The 1980-nt window shown below is 39.9% G+C and carries 3 protein-coding genes; all 3 read left to right on the forward strand.

Annotated features, from left to right (window positions below; all coding sequences use genetic code 11):
• The first annotated feature begins 468 nt into the window (after positions 1-468).
• From AB4589_RS21030 to AB4589_RS21040, 3 genes are read left to right on the forward strand one after another with little or no spacing between them, the layout of a single operon-like run.
• The gene (locus AB4589_RS21030) at positions 469-978 is read left to right on the forward strand and encodes a hypothetical protein (protein WP_017052153.1); all 510 of its coding nucleotides are present in this window, start codon (positions 469-471) and stop codon (positions 976-978) included.
• A 36-nt stretch (positions 979-1014) separates the two neighbouring features.
• On the forward strand, positions 1015-1500 hold the full coding sequence (locus AB4589_RS21035; protein ID WP_372101624.1) for a GNAT family N-acetyltransferase: 486 nt from the start codon (positions 1015-1017) through the stop codon (positions 1498-1500).
• Positions 1501-1546: 46 nt separating this feature from the next.
• Positions 1547-1798 carry a hypothetical protein gene (locus tag AB4589_RS21040; protein ID WP_372101625.1) on the forward strand — a complete coding sequence of 84 codons (252 nt, stop codon included), beginning with the start codon at positions 1547-1549 and terminating at the stop codon, positions 1796-1798.
• The last annotated feature ends 182 nt before the right edge of the window (positions 1799-1980 follow it).

The raw sequence follows: 1980 nt of genomic DNA on the forward strand, positions 1-1980 counted from the left end.
ATCCTATACACCCCTGACTAATTCGTAGCACTAGTCAAAGGATTACGTAAAAATAGAGACCGTCAATTTCCCTCGGTAATTAAGCGAATGACAAAGTCGCTTGGTAGTTACGATACGACAGAATCGCTTGGTGATCACAAAATCCTTACCAGTTGCCTGAATTGCTTTTGCCCCTTTTCTTCTTAACGCAATTACTCAGTGGCGGATCGTGGCACTGAAATCGCAGTACTTTTCCTTATGGCTGGCAGCTAAAAAGCGGTGCTCAAAAACTCCCATTTCCTTTCATTTTTCTTGGTAAATCATATTTGGCATTGGTGCATGAGTATTCATTAATTGGTTAAGAAATCAGTATCAAATTCCCTACCTATGTAAAGCTTGCCACCAAGATGCGATAGCCATAGAATGTCACCATATAATAAATGCTATATAAAACAATCAATTATCAACGTTAAGCGTGGTAAAGAGCAAATGGAAAAGGTTCTTATTATTGGTAACTCTGGATCAGGAAAAACATGGCTATCTTCAAGGTTAGCGAAACGATTAAGGGTGAAAGAGATCAGCCTTGACTCGATAGTTTGGGAGTCTGGAGGTTACAACCAAAAACGTCCTCAGAAAGCAGTCGATGAGGAAATGCATAAGCTTAATATACAACCTAAGTGGGTAATCGAGGGTGTATTTGGGACTTTGGCTGAGAAGCTTGTTGGTTCGGCTGATACCTTAATATTTTTGGATATGGATTGGTCTATCTGCAAAAGCTCTCTGTTATCACGAGGCTCTGAAAGCTCAAAACAGTTGGATAGCAGATTAGCTGAGAAGAACTTCCAAGAATTGCTCACATGGGCTGCTGAATATTCAACACGGGAGTCTAAAAGTTCATGGTGCTTCCACCATCAAATTTTTGAATCGTTTTCAGGTGAGAAGTTTCGGTTTACGCAAAGAGAACAAGTACATGAGTTCCTTTCTGCCTATCAAAATTAACGATGTATCGGAATTAAGATTAAACAAGGTGATTCTTTGATTTCAATAAGAAAAATGACACCTGAAGAGTTTACAGGGTATCGAGAGTACTCTAACGAATTCAGAGGTGGAGAGTTATCTGAAGCACATCAGGTAACGGTTGATGAAGGCATCAAGCTAGCAAACAATGAGTTGGATGATTGTCTACCATTTGGTTTAGAGACAAGAGAAAACTATCTTTTGTGCATTGAGGCAATACGTGCAAGAAAAACAGAGGTTGTAGGTTATCTCTGGTATGGGTACAAGTCGGGAGACACCTCAGCGTTTATCTATGATATTCAAATATTTCCTATTTATCGTGGGAAAGGATATGGAAAACATGTTTTTGGATTGCTTGAACAAACACCGACGCTTCAAGGTGTAAAGCAATTAGAATTACTCGTTGCTTCTGACAATAAGCGGGCATATAAGCTATATACCGAGCTTGGGTTCAGAGCTACAGGCATAAATATGGTGAAACAAACGAGCAATGAGCGAATTTAAAACTATTGTTGAGTGCGCAAGGCCTGAGTTTGTGAGTAACTTGAATGTGAGCAGGTCTCAAGATCAGGGGATCTTAGAGGTCTATATAGAGATTAAGACCTTATCTGGGCATATAACCGTAACACTGTCTGGTTTTGAAGATCTTAGTGAGGCAATTAGCCAGATACTACTATCTGAACATTTTGTAATTTCAGAAGAGCTACATACAGGCAAAGAATTCGGGACAGTTAGAATCGAATGCTGGGAAGATGCTAGCTACTCTGAGTATTGGTGTGACTCAGCTACATTATGTTCATAGCCCAACCAGACAAACGTAATCATTAATTATGACGTGCTTGCTTAATTAATATGCAGTTTACGATTTAAAGAAGCCTGTTGCGCAACGCATGGAACTGTCCAGTTCCTATCAAAATCGCCACCTGTAGCAACGGTGGCATTCTGCTTTTTGGGATACAAAAAGTGGCTCTTCTCCGCTTAGAT

This window comes from Vibrio sp. 10N.222.49.A3 (assembly GCF_041475145.1).
Classification (GTDB): Bacteria; Pseudomonadota; Gammaproteobacteria; order Enterobacterales; family Vibrionaceae; genus Vibrio; species Vibrio tasmaniensis_A.